A 16,752-nucleotide genomic window follows, 5' to 3' on the forward strand; every position below is an offset into this window, starting at 1 on the left:
GCCCTTTCCCTTTATTTCCAGATGTTCAGCGGCGACATGATCCAGAAGCCGACCACGACCACCCAGAGAATGCACACGGGCAGGAAGATCTTCCAACCCAGACGCATGATCTGGTCATAGCGATAGCGCGGGAACGTCGCGCGCGCCCAGATGAACACCGACAACAGCAGGAACACCTTCAGCACGAGCCAGAAGATGCCCGGGATGAACGACAGGAAGCCGAACGGAGCGCTCCAGCCGCCGAGGAACAGCGTCGCCGCAAGTGCCGAGATCACGATCATGTTGATGTACTCGGCGAGGAAGAACAGCGCGAACGCCATCCCCGAGTAATCGATCATGTGGCCGGCCACGATTTCCGACTCCCCTTCCACCACGTCGAACGGGTGGCGGTTCGTTTCGGCGATGCCCGAGATGAAGTAGACGACGAACACGGGCAAGAGCGGCAGCCAGTTCCACGACAGGAACGTGATGCCGTGCCCGGCGAAGAAGCCGTGCTCTTGCGAGCCGACGATCGCCGACAGGTTCAAGCTGCCCGAGGTCATCAGCACGACGACGAGCGCGAAGCCCATCGACACTTCGTACGAGACCATCTGCGCCGCGGCGCGCATCGCGCCGAGGAACGCGTACTTCGAGTTCGATGCCCAGCCCGCGAGAATCACGCCGTAGACGCCGATCGACGAAATCGCGATCACGTACAGCAGGCCCGCGTTGATGTCGCCGAGCACCGCCTTCGCCTGGAACGGGATGACGGCCCAAACCGCGAACGCGGGCACCACCGTCATGATCGGCGCGATCAGATAGAGCCAGCGGTTGGCCGCCGTCGGCTGAATCACTTCCTTGAGCAGCAGCTTCAAGACGTCGGCAATCGGCTGCAGCAAGCCGGCGGGGCCGACGCGATTCGGCCCGAGACGCACGTGCATCCAGCCGATGAGCTTGCGTTCCCAGAGAATGAGGTACGCCACGCACAGCAGAATCGCGACGGAGACGACGACGATGCGCACGAGCGCCCACACCGTGGGCCACGCCGCACCGAGCGCCTGCGCGCCGCCTGCGTTGATCGTATCGAACAAGCTCATTTACGCCTTCTCCACCACGAGTTCACCGAACAAGCCGCCGAGCGCCGCGCCAAGCTGCGTGCCCGCCGATACGCGCACGGCCGTCTCCGCGAGCGCGGCATCGCGCGTCGCACCGGCTTGCACCGCACGCTCGCCCTGGCGCACGCGCACCAAGTCGCCTTCCTTCAAACCGAGCTTGTCGAACAGCGCGGCCGGCAGGCCGATCGCGTTCGCCGTGCGGGCAGCAATCGTCAGATGCAGCGATTCGGCACGGCGCACGAGGGCGTCGGCGTGATAGATCGCGACATCGGCGATGCGCTCGAGCGCACCGTTCGTCTTCGCTTGCGCGCTGCGCGCCACCGCCGTGTTCGTGCGGTTGTTCAGGCGCGAGGCGTCGACGCCGGCGGGCAGCGCCGCGGCGCGCACGTCCTCGACCGTGTCGTATTCGAAGCCCGGCAAGCCCAGCACGTTGCCGAGCACGCGCAGCACCTTCCAGCCCGGACGCGTTTCGCCGAGCGGACGCACGATGCCGTTGAACGACTGCAGCGTGCCTTCGGCGTTGACGAATGCGCCGGCCGTTTCCGTGAACGGCGCGATCGGCAGCAGGACATCGGCGTAGTCGAGACCCGTCTTGAACGGCGAGAGCACGACGACCGTTTCGGCTTGTTTCAGCGCGGCCAGTGCCTGCGCGGGATTGGCCGTATCGAATTCGGGTTCGAGGTTCAGCAGCACGTAGCCCTTGCGCGGCTGCTCGAACGCGGCGTGCGCGTCGAGGCCTTGCGCGCCGGGCACCGCGCCGACGAGATGCGCGCCGACCGTGTTCGCCGCTTCCGTGAGGAAGCCGAGCGTCGCGCCGGTTTGTTCGGCAATCCATTGCGCCAGCGCATGGATACGCGAAAACTCGGGATGCTGGACGGCGCTGTTGCCGATCAGCACGGCACGGCGTTCGCCGTTTGCGAGCGATGCGGCCACTTCTTGCGCCGCGGCATTCGCTTCGACGCCCGCCGCGCCTTCCGGCAGCGCGACACCGCGCAGCTGGGCCACCGCCGCGGCGATGCCGGCCAGCGTATCGACCCACGCCGACGGCGCAGCCACGATCGTCTTCGCGGTCGGGATCAGCGAGTTATCGGCGGTGGCATGCATCAGATGCAGCTTCGCGCCACTGCGAGCGGCTTGGCGCAAACGCGAAGCCATCAACGGATGATCGCGGCGCAGGAACGAGCCGATCACGAATGCGGCATCGATCGTCGACAGATCGGCCAGCGGCATGCCGAGCCACGGCGTGCCTTCGCTCTTCGACGAGAAATCGGACTGACGCAGGCGGAAGTCGACGTTCGGCGTGCCGACCGCTTGCGCAAGCCGCCCCAGCAGGAACAGTTCTTCGACCGTGCTGTGAGCGCTGCCGAGCAATGCGAGCTGGTTCGCGCCGTGATCGGCCGCGACGCCCTTCAGGCTCTTCGCGACATATTCGAGCGCCGTTTGCCAATCGGTTTCGATCCACTGGCCGCCTTGCTTGATCATCGGCTGCGTCAAGCGCTCGTCGCTGTTCAAGCCTTCGTACGAGAAGCGATCCTTATCCGAAATCCAGCACTCGTTGATCGCTTCGTTCTCGAGCGGCAGCGCGCGCATGACGCGATTGTTCTTGCTCTGCACGACGAGGTTCGCGCCGACGGAATCGTGCGGGCTCACCGACTTGCGGCGCGACAGCTCCCACGTCCGGGCGCTGTAGCGGAACGGCTTGCTCGTGAGCGCGCCGACCGGGCACAGATCGATCATATTGCCCGACAGCTCGGAGTCGACCGTCTTGCCGACGAACGTCGTGATTTCCGAATGCTCGCCGCGGCCCAGCATGCCGAGCTCCATGACGCCGGCGATTTCCTGGCCGAAGCGGACGCAGCGCGTGCAGTGAATGCAGCGCGTCATCTCTTCCATCGAAATCAAAGGGCCGACGTTCTTGTGGAACACCACGCGTTTTTCTTCGGCGTACCGCGAAGCCGACTTGCCGTAGCCCACGGCCAAGTCCTGCAGCTGGCACTCGCCGCCTTGATCGCAGATCGGGCAATCGAGCGGGTGATTGATCAGCAGGAATTCCATCACCGACTGCTGTGCCTTCACGGCCTTGTCGGACGTCGTGCGCACGACCATGCCCGCGGACACGGGGGTCGCGCAGGCCGGCACGGCCTTCGGCATCTTCTCGACTTCGACGAGACACATGCGGCAGTTCGCCGCGATCGAAAGCTTCTTGTGATAGCAGAAGTGAGGAATGTACGTGTCGACCTTATGCGCAGCCTGGATCACCATGCTGCCTTCGGGCACCTCGACCTTCTTCCCGTCTATTTCAAGTTCAACCATGATGGTGAATGGTCCTTAACCGATCCTGTTACCGCTCAATCTTTTGCTCGCTGAACCGCCCGCCGAAAGTCGTTCGGCGGGCGGCCGGAATAAAGCGATGAGCTCGCGCGGCGCGGTTACGCGAGCACCGCGTCCGCTGCGTTTGACGCACCCGCGTGGCCACCGACGAGGCAACGCTTGTGCTCCACGTGATATTCGAATTCGTCCCAGTAGTGCTTGAGCATGCCGCGCACGGGCATCGCCGCCGCATCGCCGAGCGCGCAAATCGTGCGGCCCATGATGTTTTCGGCCACCGAGTTCAGCAAATCGAGATCTTCCTTGCGGCCTTGGCCATGCTCGATCCGGTTCACGACGCGATAGAGCCAGCCCGTGCCTTCCCGGCACGGCGTGCACTGCCCGCACGACTCTTCGAAGTAGAAGTACGAGAGGCGCAGCAGCGAGCGCACCATGCAGCGCGTTTCGTCCATGACGATGACGGCGCCCGAACCGAGCATCGAACCGGCTTTCGCGATCGAATCGTAGTCCAGATCCGTCTGCATCATCAGATCGCCCGGCACCACCGGCGCCGACGAACCGCCCGGAATCACGGCCTTGATCTTCTTGCCGCCGCGCATGCCGCCGGCCAGATCCATCAGCGTCGAGAACGGCGTGCCGAGCGGCACTTCGTAGTTGCCCGGACGCTCGACGTCGCCCGACACCGAGAAGATCTTCGTGCCGCCGTTGTTCGGCTTGCCGAGCTCGAGATATTGCTGCGGCCCGATTTCCAGCAGGAACGGCACCGCGGCGAACGTCTCGGTGTTGTTGATCGTCGTGGGCTTGCCGTACACGCCGAAGCTCGCCGGGAACGGCGGCTTGAAGCGAGGCTGGCCCTTCTTGCCTTCCAGCGACTCGAGCAGCGCGGTTTCTTCGCCGCAGATGTAGGCGCCGTAGCCGTGGTGCGCATGAAGCTGGAACGAGAAGCCCGAACCGAGGATGTTATCGCCGAGCAAACCAGCGCGGCGGGCCTCTTCGAGCGCCTCTTCGAAACGAAGATAGACGTCGAAGATCTCGCCGTGGATGTAGTTGTAGCCGACCGTGATACCCATCGCATAGGCGCCGATCGCCATCCCTTCGATCAGGGAGTGCGGGTTCCAGCGCAGGATGTCGCGGTCCTTGAACGTGCCCGGCTCGCCTTCGTCCGAGTTGCAGACGAGGTACTTCTGCCCCGGGAATTGACGCGGCATGAAGCTCCACTTCAGGCCCGTCGGGAAACCAGCACCGCCGCGGCCGCGCAGGCCCGAGGCCTTGACGTCGGCAATGACTTGCTCGGGCGGAATCTTCTCTTCGAGGATCCGGCGCAGCTGCTTGTAGCCGCCGCGCGCCACGTAATCTTCGAGATGCCAGTTCTCGCCGGTCAGGCCGGCCAGAATCAGGGGTTTGATGTGACGGTCGTGCAAAGACGTCATTTCGAAAGCTCCTCGAGCAAAGCGTCGATCTTCTCGCGGCTCATGAAGCTGCACATGCGATGGTTGTTCACGAGCAGCACCGGTGCGTCGCCGCACGAGCCGAAGCACTCGCCTTCCTTGAGCGTGAACTTGCCGTCGGGCGTCGTTTCGCCGAAGTCGATGCCGAGCTTCTGTTTCAGATATTCCGCCGTCGCCTCGGCGCCGCCGTGCGGTCCGAGCTGGCACGGCAAGTTCGTGCAGAGCGTGATCTTGTGCTTGCCGACTGGCGACGTCTCGTACATCGTGTAGAACGTCGCCACTTCCTGCACGGCAACGGCCGGCATGCCGAGATAGTCGGCCACGAACTGCATGAGTTCGGGCGACAGCCAGCCGTGCTCTTCCTGAGCAACGGCCAGGGCCGACATCACGGTGGACTGTTTCTGATCGGCGGGATACTTCGCCACCGCGCGATCGATTTCTTTCAGGCCTTCAGCTGAGATCATTTTGGTAACACGAACTCTTTCAATTCCTACCGAACGAAAACCTGCCGCCTCGTTCGTCGCGGCAGACCCGGCGTGCCCGGCAACGCGCGGCGCATATTATCCGCTCTTCGCTGCCGGCTCGCCGCGCGGCGCTTACCGGTCGACTTCGCCGAACACGATGTCCTGCGTACCGATGATGGTGACGGCGTCGGCGATCATGTGACCGCGCGCCATTTCGTCGAGCGCGGACAGATGCGCATAGCCCGGCGCGCGAATCTTCAGGCGATACGGCTTGTTCGCGCCGTCCGACACCAAGTAGATGCCGAATTCGCCCTTCGGATGCTCGACCGCCGCGTACGCTTCGCCTTCCGGCACGTGAAACCCTTCCGTGAAGAGCTTGAAGTGGTGAATCAGCTCTTCCATGTTCGACTTCATGCCCACGCGCGAGGGCGGCGCAATCTTGTGGTTGTCCGTCATGACCGGACCCGGATTCTTGCGCAGCCACTCGATACACTGCTTGCAGATGCGCACCGATTGGCGCATTTCTTCCACGCGCACGAGATAGCGGTCGTAGCAGTCGCCGTTGACACCGACGGGGATGTCGAAATCGAGCTGATCGTACACCTCGTACGGCTGCTTCTTGCGCAAATCCCACTCCACGCCCGAGCCGCGCAGCATCGCGCCCGTCATACCGAGCTGCAATGCTCGCTCCGGACTCACGACGCCGATGCCGACCAGGCGCTGCTTCCAGATCCGGTTGTCGGTGAGCAGCGTTTCGTACTCGTCGATGCAGGTCGGGAAGCGATTGAAGAAATCGTCGATGAAGTCGAGCAGCGAGCCTTGCCGCGTCTCGTTCATCCGCTCGAGCGCCTTCGCATTGCGAATCTTCGACGCCTTGTATTGCGGCATTGCGTCAGGCAGATCGCGATAGACGCCGCCCGGACGATAGTAGGCCGCGTGCATGCGCGCACCCGACACCGCCTCGTAGACGTCCATCAGATCTTCGCGCTCACGGAACGCGTAGAGGAACACCGCCATCGCGCCGACGTCGAGCGCATGCGCGCCGATCCACATCAGGTGGTTCAGGCAGCGCGTGATTTCGTCGAACAGCACGCGGATGTACTTCGCGCGGATCGGCACGTCGATGCCGAGCAGCTTTTCGATGGCCAACACATAACCGTGCTCGTTGACCATCATCGACACGTAGTCGAGACGATCCATGTACGGCACGGATTGGATGTAGGTCTTGTTCTCGGCGAGCTTTTCCGTCGCGCGATGCAGCAGGCCGATGTGCGGATCGGCACGCTGGATCACTTCGCCGTCGAGCTCGAGCACGAGGCGCAGCACGCCGTGCGCTGCCGGGTGCTGCGGGCCGAAGTTGAGCGTGTAGTTTTTGATCTCTGCCATGGCGCCCTCTTAGTGTTTCATTCCGCCGTAGCGATCTTCGCGAATCACGCGCGGCGTGATTTCTCGCGGCTCGATCGTCACCGGCTGGTAGACGACGCGCTTTTCTTCCGGGTCGTAGCGCATTTCGACGTAGCCCGACACCGGGAAGTCTTTGCGGAACGGGTGGCCAATGAAGCCGTAATCGGTCAGGATCCGGCGCAGATCGGGGTGGCCTTCGAACACGATGCCGTACAGGTCGAACGCTTCGCGCTCGTACCAGTTGGCCGAATTCCAGATCTCGACGAAGGACGGCACGATCGGCATGTCGTCGTCGGGCGCGAACACGCGCAGACGCACGCGCCAATTGTTCGACACCGACAGCAGATGCGAAACGGCGGCGAAACGGGGGCCGTCGTAGACGCCGTCGCCATACGATTGATAGTCGATGCCGCACAAGTCGATCAGCTGTTCGAAGCCGAGCGTGCGATCGTCGCGCAGACGCTTGGCGACTTCGAGCGAGTCGGCCGCCTTGACGACGATCGTGAGCTCGCCGACCGATTCGGTGATGCTCGTCAGACGGCCGCCAAAGGCCGCCTCGAGGTTCGCTTTGAGGGTCTCGAGTTTGCTTGCCATAGAGTGGGGAAGCTTGCGCTTATTGACGGGCGATGGTGTTGGTGCGGCGGATCTTCGCCTGCAGCTGGATCACGCCATAGACCAGCGCTTCCGCCGTCGGCGGGCAGCCGGGCACATAGACGTCGACCGGCACGATACGATCGCAGCCGCGCACGACCGAATACGAGTAGTGGTAGTAGCCGCCACCGTTCGCGCACGAACCCATGGAAATCACCCAGCGCGGCTCGGCCATTTGGTCGTACACCTTGCGCAGCGCGGGCGCCATCTTGTTGCACAGCGTGCCGGCCACGATCATCACGTCGGACTGACGCGGGCTAGGACGGAAAACGACCCCGAACCGGTCGAGGTCGTAGCGGGCCGCGCCCGCGTGCATCATCTCGACCGCACAGCAGGCCAGGCCGAAGGTCATCGGCCAAAGCGAACCCGTGCGTGTCCAGTTGATCAGTTTGTCGGCCGTGGTGGTGACAAACCCTTCCTTCAAGACCCCTTCGATACTCATTTGCTTTGCACTCCAGACGGGACGGCGAACTGTACACCGCCCGCAAGAAACCGGCGATTAACCCATCATTCCCAATCGAGGCCGCCCTTGCGCCAGATGTAGGCGAAGCCGAGCAGCAGTTCGACGAGAAAAATCATCATCGCCAGGAAACCGGGCCAGCCGATGTCGCGCAGGGCAACGCCCCACGGAAACAGGAACGCGGTTTCGATATCGAAAATGATGAACAGGATGGCGACGAGGTAGTAGCGCACATCGAACTTCATGCGCGCATCTTCGAACGCTTCGAAGCCGCACTCGTACGGCGCATTCTTGGAATTGTCGGGGCGGCTTGGGGCGAGGATCTTGCCAATGCTGACAAGTGCAATGCCTAAACCGGCGCCCACGAGGAGGAAGAGCAATACGGGGAAGTAGGCTGCGAGGTTCAAGACTATCCTCTTTCGGTTGGTTCTGAGTACCGTAGGGATCGGTCCCATCCCTACAGAAAATCACTTCAATCCACTAAACGTCTTTGCAAGATACACTGCATGGAAGACGTAAGCATGACTCCAGAAGTGACAATGCCAGCCGAAGCGAAGCATGCGGCTGGCATTGGATAACTTTGGTGCCGACGGCGAGACTCGAACTCGCACAGCTTTCGCCACTACCCCCTCAAGATAGCGTGTCTACCAATTTCACCACGTCGGCACTGTCTGCAATCCGGATCGGGGACAAACTCGTTGTAGCCCGCGAATCGCTTCAAGACTTAAATTCTAACGTGCTTCTCAGAATTGTTCAACGCACAAACGCGACTTTATGCGAAATTTATTACTTCGGCACCGCGCTGCTCGACGGCGCGGGAGCGGCCACCGGAGCGGAAGCAACGGGAGCCGAAGCAGCCGGGGCCGATGCGGCGGGCGCCATCATCGAACCGAGCACACCCGCTGAGGGCCGCGATTTGTACGAGCCGATGTAGGTCAGCGCAAGCGTCGTCACAAAGAAAACCGTCGCGAGGATCGCCGTCGTGCGGGACAGGAAATTGGCGGAACCGGTCGCACCGAACAAGCTGCCCGACGCACCGCTGCCGAATGCCGCGCCCATGTCGGCGCCCTTGCCATGCTGCAGTAGCACAAGGCCGATGACGCCCAGTGCCGACAGCAGTTGCACGACGATGATCAACGTTTTCAAATACAGCATCTGACTCACCTAAATTGAGGTTTCAGCATCCGGCACTTGGATGGGGCCGGACGCCGCTACGCGTTTGCGTTCGAGATATCAGCGAGCCAGGCTCGCTTCCTTCGCCGCCGCGCAAATCGCGAGGAAATCTTGACTCTTCAACGACGCGCCGCCGATCAGGCCGCCGTCGATATCCGCCTGGCCGAACAGCACCTGCGCATTCTCGGGCTTCACGCTACCGCCATACAACAAAGCGACGCGCGCCAGCGACGCATCCTTTTGCGCGAGCCGCGCGCGCAGGAATGCATGCACTTCCTGCGCTTGTTCGGCCGTGGCGCTTCGCCCCGTACCGATCGCCCACACGGGCTCGTACGCGATGATGATGCGCGCCGCTTCCTCGACCGACAGCAGATTCAACACCGAATCGAGCTGCGCGCCCACGACCGCCTCGGTCGTACCCGCTTCGCGCTCGTCCAGCGTTTCGCCGATACAAACGATCGGCGTGAGGCCGGCCTCGAGCGCGCGACGCGCCTTGGCCGCCACCAGACCCGAGCTTTCCGCGTGATAGGCACGCCGCTCGGAGTGACCGACGATCGCGAGCGTCGCACCGAATTCGCACGCCATTTCGGCGGCAACTTCACCGGTATAGGCGCCGTGCGTGTAGGTCGAAACGTCCTGCACGCCCCAGGCCAGCGGTTGGCCCGAAAGCAGCGCCTGCGCTTGCGCGAGATAAGGTGTCGGCACGCACACGCCGATGCGGATCACATCGGCGAGCGGACCCGTGCCCTCGGCAACGGACTGCAGCAGCGACGCGTTTTCCGCGAGCCGCCCATGCATCTTCCAATTGCCGACCACCCACTTCACTCGCTGTTCAGCCATGTGTCTCGCCCGTCCGTGTGTGTTAGGTGCGCCGCAGATGAAGCCCACGACGCGTCAAGCCACGCGCACACGCGAAGGCGCACGCAAAACGCTCCATTTTACTGTGTCTGGCGGGAGGCGGTCAAACCGGGGGCGGCGCACGGGCCGCGCGGCCGATCCGGCCGAGCGCGCCCCGCGGCGTACGCGGCGGCGCTATGCCGCCGACGGCTTGATATTTTGATTGTGGCGAAACACATTCTCCGGGTCGTAGCGGGCCTTGATCGCGGCAAGGCGTTCGTAGTTGGGGCCATATGCCGCGCCGATGCGCGCCCCTTCTTCCTGCGTCAGGAAGTTCACGTAGACGCTGCCGAGCGCGAACGGCGCGGCCGCCTCGAAAAAGCCGCGCGCCCATTCGATGCAGCGCCCGTCTTCGCTCGGATCGTCCCAGCGCGCATGCACATTCATGACGTACTTCGCGTCGCGGCTGCTGTAGGCGGTCGCATCGGGCGGCAGACGGCAGGTCGCGCCGCCGATCTGGCCGAAAAAGATCTCGCATTGGGGCGAAGGCAAAACGGCAATCGCCGTCATCACCGCATCGAACAGCCCGTCGGGCAGTTCAGCGAAGTTGTGCGACTTCCAGTAATTGCGCGAGCCCGAACGCCTGCGCCTCGTGATCGAACTCGCCCAGCGTGACGCCCGGCTCGACGTAAGCACGGCAGGCGAGCGGATCGATACGAACCGATTTCATCGGCGATAGATCGATCGCCAATCCACCGTCACAGACGGCGCTGCCCGCGATGTTGTGTCCGCCGCCGCGCACCGCCAGCAGCCAGCCCCGCTCCCGCGCGAAGTTCACGGCGCGGCGGACATCGGCGACACCGGCGCAGCGGACGATGACGTCCGGGCGGCGGTCGATCATCGCATTCCATATCCGCCGGGCCTCGTCGTAGCCGGCGTCGCCTTGCTGCAAGACTTGCCCGCGGATCGCGCCCTTCAGATCCTCTATTGCACTCATCGTCGAATCGGCCATGGGACCCTCCGCGCACGATCGAGGATGGAACTCAGCGATTTTTCATGTCGATGAAAGCATCACGAAAGATCGCACCGTAACCAGTGATAGTGCGCGATCGGCGAAGTCCAAAGCACGATCGAGAAATGAACGCACGCTGCGGTCATATGCGCGGCGCATGAACCGCTGGCATCGTTGATGCGGGCGACAAAGCGCCCCGGGGAGAAAGGTCCGCGCGATCAACCACTTGAAACGTCGGACGGATGCCGGCTGGCGCGAACAGCGCGTTTCACTCGGATTCGGCGCTCCAGTCCAAGACGATCTTGCCGATGTGCTCGCCGCTCTCCATCAGCGCGTGAGCTTCGCTCGCCGCGCGCGCGGGCAGCACGCGATAGACGATCGGCTTGACGCGGCCGTCCTCGATCAGCGGCCATACGCGCGCCTTCAGTTGCGCGGCGATCCTCGCCTTGAAGTCGATCGAACGCGGACGCAGTGTCGAGCCCGTCACCGTCAGGCGCCGCCGCAGCACCTCGGCGAGATTGAGTTCGGCTTTCGCGCCGCCGAGCAGTGCGATGATGACGAGCCGGCCGCCGTCGGCCAGCGCGGACAACTCGCGCGGCACGTAGCCGCCCGCCACCATGTCGAGAATGACGTCGACGCCGCGGTCGTTCGTCAGCGATTTCACGACTTCGACGAAATCCTCGGTTTTATAGTCGATCGCACGGTCGGCCCCGAGCGCCTCGCATGCCTTGCACTTCTCGGCCGTCCCGGCCGTGGCGAACACGCGGAATCCGAGCGCATGCGCGATTTGGATGGCCGCGACGCCGATGCCGCTCGATCCACCCTGAACCAGCATCGTTTCGTTCGCGCCGCCCTCGCCCGCGCCGAGCAGCGCGCGATCGAAGACGTTGCTCCAAACGGTGAAGAACGTTTCGGGCAACGACGCCGCTTCGACGTCGGTCAGTCCCGCCGGGACCGGCAGGCACTGCGCGAGCGGAACGCTCACGTACTGCGCATAGCCACCGCCGGCAAGCAGCGCGCAGACGCGATCGCCGACCTTGAGGCCGAACGGGTTGTGCTTGGCGTCGAGATTTCCGCCGACGATTTCGCCGGCGATCTCGAGCCCCGGCAAATCGGACGCGCCCGGCGGCGGCGCATAAGCACCCTTGCGCTGAAACACGTCGGGGCGATTCACGCCCGACGCCGAGACCTTGACGAGCACTTCGCCGTTTCCGGGCACCGGGTCGGGCCGCTCGGCAAGCGCGAGCACTTCGGGCCCGCCGAACTCCGTAATTTCAATCGCTTTCACATCGCCTCCGAGGCAGTCGCACAGCGAAAATGGATAGCACTATTCTGATGAAAAAACGGCCGGCGCGCTTGGAAGGCGGCCGGCCGTTTTAGGCTGAGGGAGTACGACGCTTTACTGCGGCGTCGGCTCCGAAGGAGCGGCGCCGTTGCCGCCTTCGTTCAGCAGTGCCTTCGCCGACAGACGCACGCGGCCCTTTTCATCCGTCTGGATGACCTTGACCTTCACATGCTGGCCTTCGGTCAAGTAATCCTTGATGTCCTTGATGCGCTCGTTCGCGATCTCGGAGATGTGCAGCAGGCCGTCCTTGCCCGGCAGGATGTTCACGATCGCGCCGAACTCGAGCAGCTTGAGCACGGTGCCTTCATAAACTTGCCCGACTTCGATCTCGGCCGTGATGTTCTCGATGCGGCGCTTCGCCTCGGCCATCCCTTCGCTGCTCGTGCTTGCGATCGTCACGACGCCGTCGTCGGAGATGTCGATCGTCGTGCCCGTTTCTTCCGTCAGCGCGCGGATCACCGAACCGCCCTTGCCGATCACGTCGCGGATCTTCTCGGGGTTGATCTTGATCGTGATCATGCGCGGCGCGAACTCCGACAGCTCGGTGTTCGCACCGGCCACGGCGTCCTTCATCTTGCCGAGGATATGCATGCGGCCTTCCTTCGCCTGTGCCAGCGCGACCTGCATGATTTCCTTCGTGATCCCTTGGATCTTGATGTCCATCTGCAGCGCCGTCACACCGTCCGCCGTACCGGCCACCTTGAAGTCCATGTCGCCGAGGTGATCTTCGTCGCCGAGGATGTCGGTCAGCACTGCGAACTTGTTGCCGTCGAGGATCAGGCCCATCGCGATGCCCGCGACGTGCGCCTTCATCGGCACGCCGGCATCCATCAGCGCGAGGCAGCCGCCGCAGACGGAAGCCATCGACGACGAACCGTTCGATTCCGTGATTTCCGACACGACGCGGATGGAATAGCCAAACTCCTCGGCGCTCGGCAGGCACGCGACGAGCGCGCGCTTGGCCAGGCGGCCGTGGCCGATTTCGCGGCGCTTCGGCGTGCCGACGCGGCCCGTTTCGCCCGTCGCGAACGGCGGCATGTTGTAGTGGAGCATGAAGCGCTCGCGGTATTCGCCTTCGAGCGCGTCGATGATTTGCTCGTCGCCCTTCGTGCCAAGCGTCGCCACGACGAGCGCTTGCGTTTCGCCGCGCGTGAACAGCGCCGAACCGTGCGTGCGGGGCAGCACGCCCGTGCGGATTTCGATCGGGCGCACCGTGCGCGTGTCGCGGCCGTCGATGCGCGGCTCGCCGTTCAGGATCTGGCTGCGAACGATCTTCGCTTCGATGTCGAACAGGATGTTTCCGACGGCGGTCTTGTCGGCCGGGGCTTGACCCGCTGCCGCGGTCTGCTCTTCGAGCTTGGCGCTCGTCGCGGCGTAGACTTCCTTCAGCTTCGTCGAACGCTGCTGCTTGTTGCGCAGCTGGTAGGCGGCGACGAGTTCGCCCTGGGCGATCTCGGTCACGCGCGCGATCAGCGCTTCGTCCTTCGGCGCCGGCTGCCAATCCCATTCGGGCTTGCCGCCTTCGCGCACGAGTTCGTGAATCGCGTCGATCGCCGTTTGCAGTTGCTCATGACCGAACACGACCGCGCCGAGCATCACGTCTTCCGGCAGCTGATCGGCTTCCGATTCGACCATCAGCACGGCACGCTCGGTGCCGGCGACGACGAGATCCAGGCTCGATTCCTTTTGCTGGCTGCGCGTCGGGTTCAACACATATTCGTTGTTGATGTAGCCGACGCGGGCAGCGCCGACGGGACCGTTGAACGGCAGCCCCGACACGGCGAGCGCGGCCGACGAGCCGATCAGCGCGGCGATGTCGGCCGGCACTTCCGGATTGATCGACAGCACATGAATGACGACTTGGACTTCGTTGTAGAAGCCTTCCGGGAAGAGCGGGCGCAGCGGACGGTCGATCAAGCGCGACGTCAGCGTTTCGTGCTCCGACGGGCGGCCTTCGCGACGGAAGAAACCGCCCGGGATCTTGCCGGCCGAGTACGTCTTTTCGATGTAGTCGACGGTCAGCGGGAAAAAGTCCTGACCGGGCTTGGCCGTCTTCGCGCCGACGACGGTCGCGAGCACGACGGTATCTTCGATGTCGACGATGACGGCGCCCGAAGCTTGGCGGGCGACCTCGCCCGTCTCGAGGCGAACGTTATGCTGCCCCCATTTGAATTCTTTGACGATCTTATTGAACATGGACATGAGTCACTCCTTCTGTCTTCTCATCTATGTTGGGATCGCCGCCGCGATGCAAGCCGCATCGGCGGGCGGCGCCGACAGCCGGCGCACCTGCGGGAAGAGTAGTGTTATGCCATTCCAGCGCCGCGCTCGGCGATTCGTGCGGCCGTCTCGCCGCGCTGGAATGACACAAAGCTCTGCCCGCCTTTGCCAACTGCTGTGAAGCAACCCCGGGGCGCGGTAAATGCGCACCTGGGCCTTGTTACGTCACGTACGCCTGGCGCGCGCATGGCGCGTGCCGTGCATGTCATGACGGAAACCGCCATGACCGCCGCGAAACGACATCGATGAAAATGCCGACAACAAAAAACAAATGCCTGTATCAGCGCACTGACACAGGCATTTCGCATCAAGCGGTGGCCGCCAATTACTTGCGCAGGCCCAGCTTTTCGATCAGCGAACGGTAACGGTCGGCATCCTTGCCCTTCAGGTAGTCGAGCAGCTTACGACGACGGCTCACCATGCGCAGCAGACCGCGGCGGCTGTGGTGATCCTTCGAGTGCGCCTTGAAGTGCAGCGTCAACTCGTTGATGCGCGACGTAAGCAGCGCAACTTGGACTTCGGGCGAACCCGTGTCGTTCGTGCCGCGTGCGAATTGCGCGACGACTTCAGACTTCTTGATATCAGCTACCGACATTTGATTTCCTTTAAAACAAACAGGCGGTCACGGAAGAAAGGCCGTGCCGTGGGTTACGACGAAAGGGCGCATTGTAGCACAACCGAAAGCCGCGGCGCGGCTACCCGGCCCCGCCCTTGAGCTCCCTTCTCCTACGGCCGCTTCATGCGGCACTCGCTCGGCGTCTCGGTTCGCTCCGGCGGCAGCGCCAGCACCGTGCGAAAACCATAGCCGGAGCCCTCGTTGTCGAAACGCACGCCCGGCGTACCGGCCTTGTCCATCTCGATTACATAAAGGGGCTGGATCAGTTGATGATCGTCGGCGCGCATCCAGGCCCGATCGAAACCGTTATCGAACTTCGCTCCTTCGAGCGCCTTGCCGACCGCCGCGGCGTCGGTCCCGTGCGCCTGCTCGACCGCATTGGCGAGCATGTCGACCATCACGTCGATCCGCGCGAGCGCGTAATCGTCGTGCGCGGCCGGGAAACGGGCTCGGAACGCCGCGTAATAGGCGTCGGAGGCTGCCGCATTGGCATGCGGCAAGCGCTCGTCCATGGGCGCGGCCGTGCCCGCGTTCGGGTGCCAGTCGGCGACGGCCACCACACGCTTCACGCCCGCTTCGCCGATCGCGGCCGGCGCGTCGAGGCTATTGCCGTAGAACGTATAGAACTTGCCGGCGAAGCCCTGCTCGCGCGCGGCCTTCACGAGCAGCGCGAGATCGTTCCCCCAGTTGCCCGTCACGACGGCGTCGGCGCCGCTCGCGCGCAGCTTGGCGATATAAGGCGTGAAATCCTTGACGCGGCCGATCGGATGGAATTCGTCGCCGACGATCGAGATGTCGGGCCGCCGCGCCGCGAGGGCGGCCCGCGCGAGCGTGCTGACGTCGTGGCCGAAGCTGTAGTCCTGATTCAGCAAGTACACGTGCTTCACCGCCTTGTCGCGCGCGATGACGTCGGCGAGCGCGTTCATCCGCATGCCGGCGTGGGCGTCGAAACGGAAATGCCAAAAGCTGCAGGCCGAGCCCGTGAGTGCGGGATCGTCGGCCGAGTAGTTCAAAAACAGTTCGCGATTGTCCGGCTCGCGCGCATTGTGCTTGTCGATCGCCGACACGAGCGCGCCCGCGACCGCCGAGCTATTGCCCTGCAGGACGAACGGGATATGCTGGTCCTCGGCGGCGCGCAGCTGGACGAGCGCCTGCTCGACGCTGCCCTGGCTGTCGAGCACGACGAGCTCGAGCGGATGTGCGCCGTCCGGCAGCTTCACGCCGCCGCGCGCATTGACGCGCTCGATCGCGAAGCGCACGTTGCGCTCGACCGCCGCGCCCGCGTCGGCGAACGGGCCCGACATCCCCTCGATCAGCGCCAGGCGGATCGGCGCGCCGGCCAACGGCTCGGCCGCGTTCGCCGCACGCGCGATCGGCGCCGCAAGAGTGCATACGGCGCCGGCCATCGCCGCCCACTTCGTCCATTTACCCGTCATCGTTCGTTCCTTGCCGCAATCGAAATGGGCGGATATTAGGCCGCGCGGGCACCGGCCCGCAAGCGCGCCGTACGGTAAAGCGCTACGTTCGTGCGTTGCTGCGCCCTCGCGCTACACCCCCGCTGGGCCCGCGACACCGGTGTGCTGCGCCCGCCGCGACGCACGTGTGCAAATCTTTGTGCGCCGCCCCTGTCCAAAGAAGGC

14 protein-coding genes, 1 tRNA gene and 1 pseudogene are annotated in these 16,752 nt (G+C 63.8%); all 16 read right to left on the reverse strand.

What is annotated here, in order from left to right; genetic code table 11:
- Positions 1 to 11: 11 nt before the first annotated feature.
- The 16 genes and pseudogenes from nuoH to DWV00_RS22725 all read right to left on the reverse strand — a co-directional run bounded on the left by nuoH (position 12) and on the right by DWV00_RS22725 (position 16,548).
- On the reverse strand, positions 12 to 1,076 hold the full coding sequence (gene nuoH / locus DWV00_RS22650; RefSeq protein ID WP_115535868.1) for an NADH-quinone oxidoreductase subunit NuoH: 1,065 nt from the start codon (positions 1,074 to 1,076) through the stop codon (positions 12 to 14).
- Positions 1,077 to 3,407 (reverse strand): NADH-quinone oxidoreductase subunit NuoG, encoded by a 2,331-nt coding sequence (nuoG, locus tag DWV00_RS22655; RefSeq protein WP_115535869.1) that lies wholly within the window; start codon positions 3,405 to 3,407, stop codon positions 1,077 to 1,079.
- A gap of 116 nt (positions 3,408 to 3,523) precedes the next feature.
- Entirely contained in the window at positions 3,524 to 4,852 is a 1,329-nt protein-coding gene (gene nuoF, locus DWV00_RS22660; protein WP_115535870.1) for an NADH-quinone oxidoreductase subunit NuoF, read from the reverse strand.
- Positions 4,849 to 5,334: an NADH-quinone oxidoreductase subunit NuoE gene (nuoE, locus tag DWV00_RS22665; RefSeq protein ID WP_115535871.1), complete on the reverse strand. Its 486-nt coding sequence runs from the start codon at positions 5,332 to 5,334 to the stop codon at positions 4,849 to 4,851. The genes nuoF and nuoE overlap by 4 nt, the downstream gene beginning before the upstream one ends.
- 132 nt (positions 5,335 to 5,466) lie before the next feature.
- Positions 5,467 to 6,720 (reverse strand): NADH-quinone oxidoreductase subunit D, encoded by a 1,254-nt coding sequence (locus DWV00_RS22670; RefSeq protein WP_115535872.1) that lies wholly within the window; start codon positions 6,718 to 6,720, stop codon positions 5,467 to 5,469.
- Between the two features lie 9 nt (positions 6,721 to 6,729).
- Complete coding sequence (locus tag DWV00_RS22675) at positions 6,730 to 7,332, reverse strand: NADH-quinone oxidoreductase subunit C (protein WP_115535873.1); 603 nt, start codon at positions 7,330 to 7,332, stop codon at positions 6,730 to 6,732.
- A 19-nt stretch (positions 7,333 to 7,351) separates the two neighbouring features.
- The gene (locus DWV00_RS22680; RefSeq protein ID WP_006052903.1) at positions 7,352 to 7,831 is read right to left on the reverse strand and encodes a NuoB/complex I 20 kDa subunit family protein; all 480 of its coding nucleotides are present in this window, start codon (positions 7,829 to 7,831) and stop codon (positions 7,352 to 7,354) included.
- Positions 7,832 to 7,896: 65 nt separating this feature from the next.
- Positions 7,897 to 8,256, reverse strand: coding sequence for an NADH-quinone oxidoreductase subunit A (locus DWV00_RS22685; protein WP_115535874.1), 360 nt, complete (start codon positions 8,254 to 8,256; stop codon positions 7,897 to 7,899).
- Positions 8,257 to 8,430: 174 nt separating this feature from the next.
- Positions 8,431 to 8,515: transfer RNA gene (locus DWV00_RS22690), tRNA-Leu, on the reverse strand.
- A gap of 120 nt (positions 8,516 to 8,635) precedes the next feature.
- Positions 8,636 to 9,004, reverse strand: a complete 369-nt coding sequence (secG, locus tag DWV00_RS22695) for a preprotein translocase subunit SecG (protein ID WP_115535875.1) — start codon at positions 9,002 to 9,004, stop codon at positions 8,636 to 8,638.
- Between the two features lie 78 nt (positions 9,005 to 9,082).
- On the reverse strand, positions 9,083 to 9,862 hold the full coding sequence (gene tpiA, locus DWV00_RS22700; protein WP_115535876.1) for a triose-phosphate isomerase: 780 nt from the start codon (positions 9,860 to 9,862) through the stop codon (positions 9,083 to 9,085).
- Positions 9,863 to 10,054: 192 nt separating this feature from the next.
- Positions 10,055 to 10,871 (reverse strand): annotated as a pseudogene (locus tag DWV00_RS22705) (FAD-binding oxidoreductase).
- A gap of 268 nt (positions 10,872 to 11,139) precedes the next feature.
- Entirely contained in the window at positions 11,140 to 12,159 is a 1,020-nt protein-coding gene (locus tag DWV00_RS22710) for an NAD(P)H-quinone oxidoreductase (RefSeq protein WP_115535877.1), read from the reverse strand.
- 111 nt (positions 12,160 to 12,270) lie between these two features.
- Positions 12,271 to 14,418, reverse strand: coding sequence for a polyribonucleotide nucleotidyltransferase (gene pnp, locus DWV00_RS22715; protein WP_115535878.1), 2,148 nt, complete (start codon positions 14,416 to 14,418; stop codon positions 12,271 to 12,273).
- Positions 14,419 to 14,821: 403 nt separating this feature from the next.
- The gene (rpsO, locus tag DWV00_RS22720) at positions 14,822 to 15,091 is read right to left on the reverse strand and encodes a 30S ribosomal protein S15 (RefSeq protein WP_115535879.1); all 270 of its coding nucleotides are present in this window, start codon (positions 15,089 to 15,091) and stop codon (positions 14,822 to 14,824) included.
- A 131-nt stretch (positions 15,092 to 15,222) separates the two neighbouring features.
- Positions 15,223 to 16,548, reverse strand: a complete 1,326-nt coding sequence (locus tag DWV00_RS22725; RefSeq protein ID WP_115535880.1) for a branched-chain amino acid ABC transporter substrate-binding protein — start codon at positions 16,546 to 16,548, stop codon at positions 15,223 to 15,225.
- Positions 16,549 to 16,752 lie beyond the last annotated feature (204 nt).

The organism is Trinickia dinghuensis (assembly GCF_003367175.1).
GTDB classification, from domain to species: domain Bacteria; phylum Pseudomonadota; class Gammaproteobacteria; order Burkholderiales; family Burkholderiaceae; genus Trinickia; species Trinickia dinghuensis.

Coding starts and splice junctions, on each gene's coding strand:
- nuoE (WP_115535871.1), bottom strand. CDS start 5,334: ATGATCTCAGCTGAAGGCCTGAAAGAAATCGATCGCGCGGTGGCGAAG.
- rpsO (WP_115535879.1), bottom strand. CDS start 15,091: ATGTCGGTAGCTGATATCAAGAAGTCTGAAGTCGTCGCGCAATTCGCA.
- nuoF (WP_115535870.1), bottom strand. CDS start 4,852: ATGACGTCTTTGCACGACCGTCACATCAAACCCCTGATTCTGGCCGGC.
- tpiA (WP_115535876.1), bottom strand. CDS start 9,862: ATGGCTGAACAGCGAGTGAAGTGGGTGGTCGGCAATTGGAAGATGCAT.
- DWV00_RS22675 (WP_115535873.1), bottom strand. CDS start 7,332: ATGGCAAGCAAACTCGAGACCCTCAAAGCGAACCTCGAGGCGGCCTTT.
- DWV00_RS22670 (WP_115535872.1), bottom strand. CDS start 6,720: ATGGCAGAGATCAAAAACTACACGCTCAACTTCGGCCCGCAGCACCCG.
- DWV00_RS22680 (WP_006052903.1), bottom strand. CDS start 7,831: ATGAGTATCGAAGGGGTCTTGAAGGAAGGGTTTGTCACCACCACGGCC.
- nuoG (WP_115535869.1), bottom strand. CDS start 3,407: ATGGTTGAACTTGAAATAGACGGGAAGAAGGTCGAGGTGCCCGAAGGC.
- DWV00_RS22725 (WP_115535880.1), bottom strand. CDS start 16,548: ATGACGGGTAAATGGACGAAGTGGGCGGCGATGGCCGGCGCCGTATGC.
- pnp (WP_115535878.1), bottom strand. CDS start 14,418: ATGTCCATGTTCAATAAGATCGTCAAAGAATTCAAATGGGGGCAGCAT.
- secG (WP_115535875.1), bottom strand. CDS start 9,004: ATGCTGTATTTGAAAACGTTGATCATCGTCGTGCAACTGCTGTCGGCA.
- nuoH (WP_115535868.1), bottom strand. CDS start 1,076: ATGAGCTTGTTCGATACGATCAACGCAGGCGGCGCGCAGGCGCTCGGT.